Here is a 6,474-nt window from a genome sequence, read left to right as displayed (position 1 = left end):
CGATACCGCATCGCAGGCGTCCAACGGCGTCAGTTCAACGGAGAGAACACATGTTCAAGTTCACGGGGAAAGTGCTTTCCCTTTCGGCCGCGGCGCTTTTCGCGTCGACGGTGATTTCGTCCGCGGATTCGCTGGACGATCTCGTCAAGGCTGCCAAGGCGGAAGGCCAGCTCACCACCATCGCGCTGCCGCATGACTGGTGCGGCTATGGCGATGTCATCGCAGGTTTCAAGGCGAAGTATCCGGAAATCACCGTCAACGAACTCAACCCCGACGCCGGCTCCGGCGACGAGGTCGAGGCGATCAAGGCCAACAAGGACAACAAGGGCCCGCAGGCGCCCGACGTCATCGACGTCGGCCTGTCCTTCGGCCCGACCGCCAAGGCCGATGGCCTGATCCAGCCTTACAAGGTGTCGACCTGGGACTCGATCCCCGACAGCGCCAAGGATGCCGACGGCTTCTGGTACGGCGACTATTACGGCGTTCTGTCGTTCATGGTGAACAAGGACCTGATCAAGGAGTCGCCCACCGACTGGGCCGACCTCTTGAAGCCGGAATTCGCCAACGCGGTCGCTCTTGCCGGCGATCCGCGCGTTTCAAACCAGGCCATCCAGGCTGTCTACGCCGCCGGCCTTTCCGGTGGCGCCGCAGCCGGTGAAGCTGCCGGCACTGCTGGCCTAGACTTCTTCAAGAAGCTCAACGCCGCCGGCAATTTCGTTCCGGTCGTAGGCAAGCCGGCAACGCTTGCCCAGGGTCAGACCCCGATCCTGATCAACTGGGACTACAACGCGCTCGCCGGCCGCGACACGTTGAAGGGCAACCCGCCCGTCGACGTCATCGTGCCGAAGACCGGCGTCGTAGCCGGCGTCTACGTGCAGGCGATCAGCGCCTACGCGCCGCATCCGAATGCAGCCAAGCTGTGGATGGAATACCTCTACTCCGACGAAGGCCAGATCGGCTGGCTGAAGGGCTATTGCCACCCGATCCGCTTCAACGATCTCGCCAAGAACGGCAAGATCCCGGCGGACGTGCTGGCCAAGCTGCCGCCGGCGGAATCCTATGCCTCGGCCGCGTTCCCGTCGCTCGACGAGCAGGCTAAGGCCAAGGAAGCTATCAGCAAGAACTGGGACGCCACTGTCGGCGCCAACGTCAAGTAAGACTTGAAATCCACCGGGCGGCCGCGAGGCCGCCCGGTCCTTCCTCGAAGACGGTAGCCGGCGCATGACCGATCTCTCGCTTTCAAATCAGGCATTCGCCACCAAGCCGGTGCCGCCGAAGGAGGCGACCGCCTTCCGCTTGCCAACGCAATGGATCGGCGTGGCGCCGTTCTTCATCTTTGCCCTAATGTTCTTGATCCTGCCCACGCTCTATCTCGTCGTGGGAGCCTTCCGGAACGGTGAAGGCGGGTTCACGCTCGACAATATTCTGCAGCTGGTCAGCGATCCGTCGATCAGCAATTCCTACTGGTCTTCGATCAAGATCAGTTTCTGGTCGGCCATCATCGGGGCGTTTGCCGGGCTCGCCATCGCGATCGCGATCGTGCGCGGCGGACTGCCAAGCTGGACGCGCTCCGCGACCCTGACGTTTTCGGGCGTCGCCTCGAATTTTGCCGGCTTGCCGCTCGCCTTCGCGTTCCTGGCTACGCTCGGCCGCGTCGGTATCGTCACGACGCTTCTGCGTGACGTGCTCAACATCAACATTTACGCGATGGGCTTCAATTTTCTCACCACAACGGGCCTGATCGCGGTCTATCTGTTCTTTCAGATTCCCCTGATGGTGGTCATCATCGTGCCAGCCATCGACGGCTTGAAGAAGGAGTGGGGCGAGGCTGCGGCCACGCTCGGTGCCACGCAGGCGCAGTACTGGCGCATGGTTGTCATCCCTGTGATATGGCCGAGTTTTCTCGGTACGGTCATCCTGTTGTTTGCGAACGCCTTCGGCGCCATCGCCACCGCTTATGCGTTTGCCGGTCCGACGCTTAATATCGTTCCGATCAAGCTCTACTCGCAGATGAACGGCGACGTGCTGCACAACCCGCAACTCGCTTATGCCATAGCCTTTGGCATGATCGTCATCACCGGTCTTGCGAATGTCTTCTACATCTGGTTTCGGACTCGGTCCGAAAGGTGGCTCAAATGAAGTCGGGTAAGTTCTGGGCCTGGGTCGTCTTTGTTGTCGGGGCTGCCTATTTCTTTATTCCGTTGATGGCGACGGTCGAGTTCTCGCTGCGCATGCGGCGCGGCGTCCACTCCTTCGACGCCTATCAAGTCGTGCTGGGAGACGCGCGCTTCCAGTCAACTTTCCTTTTTTCAGTCATCGCTGCCCTCTGCACCATTATCCTGGGGGTGCTGATCGTGGTGCCGGCGGCATACTGGATCCGGCTGCGTCTGCCTCAGCTCAGGCCAATCGTCGAATTCATCACCCTTTTGCCGCTGGTCATTCCGGCAATCGTCATCGTCTTCGGCTATATCAGGATGTACGGCTCGAACTCGCCGCTGCCATTCTTGGCAAGCAATTGGGGTGCGAACGCGTTGCTTGTCATTGGCTATACGACGCTGTCTCTGCCTTACATGTATCGGGCCGTTGACACCGGTCTGCGCACCATCGATGTGCGTACGCTGACCGAAGCCGCGCAAATTCTGGGTGCGGGCTGGGGCACCATCATCACCCGCGTCATCCTGCCCAATGTGCTGATCGCGGTGCTGTCCGGCGCATTCCTGACTTTCGCCATCGTCATTGGCGAGTTTACAATGGCCAGCCTGCTCAGCCGTCCGGCTTTCGGCCCGTATCTGCAGAACATCGGCGCCAACCGTGCATACGAGCCCGCAGCCCTTGCAGTGATCGCCTTCGCCATCACCTGGGGCTGCATGTCGCTGATCCAGATCCTGTCCCGCTTCGCGCCGAAATCGGCGAACCGCCCAAATTGATCGAGAGAACCACGCCATGGCCGACCCATTCCTCTCCATCCAGCACGTTCGAAAATCTTTCGGCGCCACCACGGTGGTGGAGGATTTCAATCTCGACGTAGAGCGCGGCGAATTCGTCTCCTTCCTCGGGCCATCCGGCTGCGGCAAGACGACGGTGTTGCGCATGGTTGCCGGTTTCGAGGAGCCGAGCGCGGGCACGATCGTCGTCAGCGGCAAGGACATTACGAGACTGAAGCCCAACCAGCGCAATGTCGGCATGGTGTTCCAGGCCTATGCGCTGTTCCCGAACCTGACCGTGGCGCAGAATATCGGCTTCGGCTTGAAGGTCGCCGGCATGCCGAGGGCGGACATCGATGCCCGCGTCGCCGAGATGCTCGGCATCATCAAGCTGCCGCAGATGGCGGATCGCTATCCCTACCAGCTCTCGGGCGGCCAGCAGCAGCGCATCGCGCTAGCCCGCGCCATCGCGCCGAAGCCAAAGCTGCTGCTGCTCGACGAGCCGCTGTCGGCGCTCGACGCCAAGGTGCGCGTGTCGCTGCGCGAGGAAATCCGGTCGATCCAGAAGAAGCTCGGCATCACCACCATCTTCGTCACGCACGACCAGGAAGAGGCGCTGTCGATCTCGGACCGCATCGCCGTCATGTATGGCGGCAAGGCCGAGCAGGTCGGCACGCCATTCGAGATCTACAACCGGCCGGCAACCAAGTTCGTCGCCAATTTCGTCGGCACGCTGAATGTGCTGGAAGGAACCGTCACCGATGCCGCCGCGGGCACGGTGCGGGTCAATTCCGAACAGGTCTCGCTCAAGGGCAAGCTCAACGGTTCCAAGTCGGGCGACACGCTGTCCCTGGCGCTGCGTCCGGAAGCTATTTCGCTGGGCCGCCAGCCTGGCCGTGACTCCAGCCTATCCGGAGAAATCTCCGAAGTGCATTTCCTCGGATCGGTCATCCGGGTTCGTGTCGGCATCGGCGGCAACACGGTCTCGCTCGACACGTTCAACAGCCCGGCAACGCCGCCCCCCGCAGTTGGTGAGAAGGCCGAGATCTCGTTTTCTTCGAGCGATATGCTCGTGCTGCACTAGGCTGCTGCGCTTGTTTGGAATGAATGGCTGTATCCCGGTTAGCGAAGGGGGAAGGATGCTTCCGCCCGCGTGGCATGGGCTGCAGTGCAGGGAAGTCCGCGTTTAAGCGAGCCCCATATCAGATGATTTCAATGTCGGTGTGGACGGCGATTTGTCAGGAAGCAATTCGAGGTATTTTCTGCCGGCTCGAGCTTGCCGGGCAATCAACAATTTCCAGCCGCTTTGCCGCTGCCAGAATCTCGCTTCCCGGCTATAAGAGGCCATGGTTCTTTTCGAACTGACACTCGTTCTGCTGTTGATCGCCGTTGCGCTGACGGCGCTGTCGCGGCGCGTGCAGGTTCCTTATCCCTCTTTGCTGGCGCTGGCAGGGGTGGCCATCGCCTTCGTGCCTGGCGTGCCGACCATCGAGATCGACCCGGAACTGGCGCTTGCCCTGTTCATCGCGCCGGTACTGCTCGACGCCGCCTATGACACGTCGCTGCGCGATCTCAACCGCTACAAGGTGCCGCTTGTGCTGCTGGCGCTTGGTGCCGTCCTTTTCACGACAGCGACGGTGGCGCTGGCCGGCTGGGCGATGGCAGGTCTGCCGATTGCCGCGGCCATAGCGCTTGGCGCCATCGTGGCGCCGCCCGATGCGGTTGCGGCATCGGCCGTGCTTGGCCAGTTCAAGGTGCCGCATCGCATCACTGCCATTCTGCAAGGCGAGAGCCTGCTTAACGACGCCACCGCGCTGCTGATTTACCGAATGGCGATTTCTGCGGCAGCAGGCTCCATTCTGCTGAGCAGCGCCGTTCCGATGATCCTGCTGTCCACGCTCGGCAGTCTTGCGGCCGGCTATCTGCTTGGCCGGTTGTCTCTGATGACGCTGGGCCGGATCGAGGACCCGGCGAGCGGCACTGTGGTGCAATTTGCCGGCACGTTCGGGGTCTGGATCCTGGCCGACAGGATCGGACTGTCGGCCATCATCACCATAGTCGTCTATGCCATGACGATCGCCCGCACCGCGCCGCGCCGCATGCCGGCCAGAAACCGCATCAGCTCTTATTCCGTCTGGGAAACGGCGGTCTTCGTGCTCAATGTTCTGGCTTTCGTGCTGATGGGCCTGCAGGCGCGTACGATCGTCGGCCGGCTTGCCGGGCAGGGGCAGACCGATGCGTTCGTCCTGGCCGGGACAGTGCTCGCCATCGTCATCGTCTCACGCTTCGTCTGGGTTCTGGGGTGCGGCGCGATCATCAGGTGGTTTGACCGTTTCGGCGTGGCTGATCGTCAGCGTGACGCTCCGTCGTTTCGTGGCGGCGTGCTGATCGGCTGGTGCGGGATGCGCGGTTTGGTGACGCTTGCGGCGGCATTCGCCCTGCCGGCTGAATTCCCGGCCCGCGACCCGATCGTGCTCGCTGCCTTCACGGTCGTCCTCGGCACGCTGGTGCTGCAAGGCATGAGCCTGAAGCCGCTGCTGCGCCTTTTGAACCTCAACCCTGACGAAACGGTCGACCGCGAGGTTGCGCAGGCGCGCGTTGTGGTCATGCAGGCGGCGCTCGACATATTGAGCGGCAAGACATCGGACGCTGCGGCTGCGGTGCGCGAGCAATATGCCGCTCAACGCAAGATCGCCAAAAACCCCGACGATGCCCAGGCGGCGACCGAATATGACCGCTTGCGTCTTTATGCGATCAAGAGCCAGCGCGACGCGCTGGAGGAATTGCGCCGCAACGAGACGATTGGCGACGAAGCCTATCATCGCCTTGAGGAAGAGATCGACTGGACCGAACTGGCCGCGTCGCCACCCGGCCGGTTCCAGCCGCTGAATACTTGAGGCATCGCACGCCGTTTTCCGGCGCACGGAAGATACCGAAGTGCTTCGGGATCGGTGCATGATCCCGGTCAGGGGCAAGGCTGGTCCAAGCCACGTCCATTCTCCTGCACATTGCAACCGTGGCATCGAACCGCTACTGCCAACACGAAATTGAGCCGGATAAGCAATGAAGCTGGTCAGCTACAACATCCAGTACGGGTTCGGCAGCGACGGGCGCTACGATCTTTCGCGCGCCGCGCGCATCGTTGCCGGCGCCGACATCATTGCACTGCAGGAAGTCGAGCGTCACTGGCAACGCAGCAATTTCGACGATCAGCCGGAACTGCTTTCCAGCCTGCTACCCGACTATCACTGGGTCTATGGCCCGGCCTTCGACATGGATGCCAGCGAAAGGCGCGACGGCCGCCTGGTCAACCGGCGCCGCCAGTTCGGCACCATGGTGCTGTCGAAACTGCCGATCGTCTGGTCGCGGCTGCATGCGCTGCCGATGCGCCGCACGCTGCGGCCGCTCAACACCCGCAATGCAGCACTTGAATGCATGATCCGCACGCCGGCAGGGCCGGTGCGGGTGTTGTCGCTGCATCTCGCCCATATCGCGGCCGAGGAGCGGCTGGAGCAGATCGACTATCTCCTGGCCGAGCATCGCCGGGCAC

At 62.2% G+C, this 6,474-nt stretch carries 6 protein-coding genes; all 6 read left to right on the top strand.

All coding sequences use genetic code 11. The features are described 5' to 3' along the window. Positions 1 to 50 precede the first annotated feature (50 nt). Positions 51 to 1,157: an ABC transporter substrate-binding protein gene (locus tag EN914_RS19480; protein ID WP_013529685.1), complete on the top strand. Its 1,107-nt coding sequence runs from the start codon at positions 51 to 53 to the stop codon at positions 1,155 to 1,157. Between the two features lie 187 nt (positions 1,158 to 1,344). Then, positions 1,345 to 2,139, top strand: a complete 795-nt coding sequence (locus tag EN914_RS19475) for an ABC transporter permease subunit (protein WP_224621361.1) — start codon at positions 1,345 to 1,347, stop codon at positions 2,137 to 2,139. Further along, complete coding sequence (locus EN914_RS19470; protein WP_013529687.1) at positions 2,136 to 2,927, top strand: ABC transporter permease; 792 nt, start codon at positions 2,136 to 2,138, stop codon at positions 2,925 to 2,927. The genes EN914_RS19475 and EN914_RS19470 overlap by 4 nt, the downstream gene beginning before the upstream one ends. A 16-nt stretch (positions 2,928 to 2,943) precedes the next feature. Continuing rightward, positions 2,944 to 4,008, top strand: a complete 1,065-nt coding sequence (locus EN914_RS19465; protein WP_013529688.1) for an ABC transporter ATP-binding protein — start codon at positions 2,944 to 2,946, stop codon at positions 4,006 to 4,008. A 262-nt stretch (positions 4,009 to 4,270) separates the two neighbouring features. Further along, positions 4,271 to 5,821, top strand: coding sequence for a sodium:proton antiporter (locus tag EN914_RS19460; protein ID WP_013529689.1), 1,551 nt, complete (start codon positions 4,271 to 4,273; stop codon positions 5,819 to 5,821). A 166-nt stretch (positions 5,822 to 5,987) separates the two neighbouring features. Next, positions 5,988 to 6,474 (top strand): endonuclease/exonuclease/phosphatase family protein (locus tag EN914_RS19455; RefSeq protein WP_348631920.1); only part of this gene is annotated, 487 nt, incomplete at its 3' end.

The sequence above is a fragment of the Mesorhizobium sp. M7A.F.Ca.CA.001.08.2.1 genome, from assembly GCF_003998455.1.
GTDB lineage: Bacteria > Pseudomonadota > Alphaproteobacteria > Rhizobiales > Rhizobiaceae > Mesorhizobium > Mesorhizobium ciceri.
Note: the sequence above shows the minus strand (reverse complement) of the source record. Positions and strands in the feature narration are given on the sequence as shown.

What these genes read in the sequence shown, in the direction of transcription:
- EN914_RS19480 (WP_013529685.1), top strand. Translation starts at nt 51, where the DNA reads ATGTTCAAGTTCACGGGGAAAGTGCTTTCCCTTTCGGCCGCGGCGCTT.
- EN914_RS19475 (WP_224621361.1), top strand. Translation starts at nt 1,345, where the DNA reads ATGTTCTTGATCCTGCCCACGCTCTATCTCGTCGTGGGAGCCTTCCGG.
- EN914_RS19470 (WP_013529687.1), top strand. Translation starts at nt 2,136, where the DNA reads ATGAAGTCGGGTAAGTTCTGGGCCTGGGTCGTCTTTGTTGTCGGGGCT.
- EN914_RS19465 (WP_013529688.1), top strand. Translation starts at nt 2,944, where the DNA reads ATGGCCGACCCATTCCTCTCCATCCAGCACGTTCGAAAATCTTTCGGC.
- EN914_RS19460 (WP_013529689.1), top strand. Translation starts at nt 4,271, where the DNA reads ATGGTTCTTTTCGAACTGACACTCGTTCTGCTGTTGATCGCCGTTGCG.